Below are 440 nucleotides of genomic sequence, written 5' to 3'. Positions count from 1 at the left end.
GAGAAGAAGTCGCTCCGCGCCGTCGGCGACATCCTCGGCCGCATGCCGCTTCCCGGCGACATCGAGGCCGCCGGCCCAATGCACCGCGTACCGTCCCTGCAGTGGAAGACCTGGGTGCGCCTCGCCCTGGTGCGCGCCGGCAGCGACTGGCGCAGCCTGAATGACCTGGCCGTCGAGGACGGCTACCTGCGCGATCTGATCATCGTGCCGGAGTACCACCGGGGCGTCCTGGGCGTGAATCACTGGGGCGATTCGTGTGGCGTTGTCGCCGGCGCGAGCCGCCCGATGAACGGGCGGTTCTCAGTCGCGGATCCTCGCGCGCCGGCAAACGCCCTGCAGTACCAGCAGTACGGCGTGCGCCGCTGGACTGACACCTCGGGCGCCATCATCGGCGTCAAGTCGCCCGGCCAGGGCACGTACTCCGTCGCCGATCCCCGCGG

At 70.7% G+C, this 440-nt stretch carries 1 pseudogene; it reads left to right on the top strand.

Annotated features, from left to right (window positions below):
• Positions 1-440 (top strand): annotated as a pseudogene (locus tag ACTJJX_RS35120) (DNA cytosine methyltransferase); the annotation flags it as partial.

The sequence above is a fragment of the Pseudomonas sp. 22490 genome (assembly GCF_052044465.1).
GTDB lineage: Bacteria > Pseudomonadota > Gammaproteobacteria > Pseudomonadales > Pseudomonadaceae > Pseudomonas > Pseudomonas aeruginosa.
This window is presented reverse-complemented; position numbering and strand designations above follow the sequence as displayed.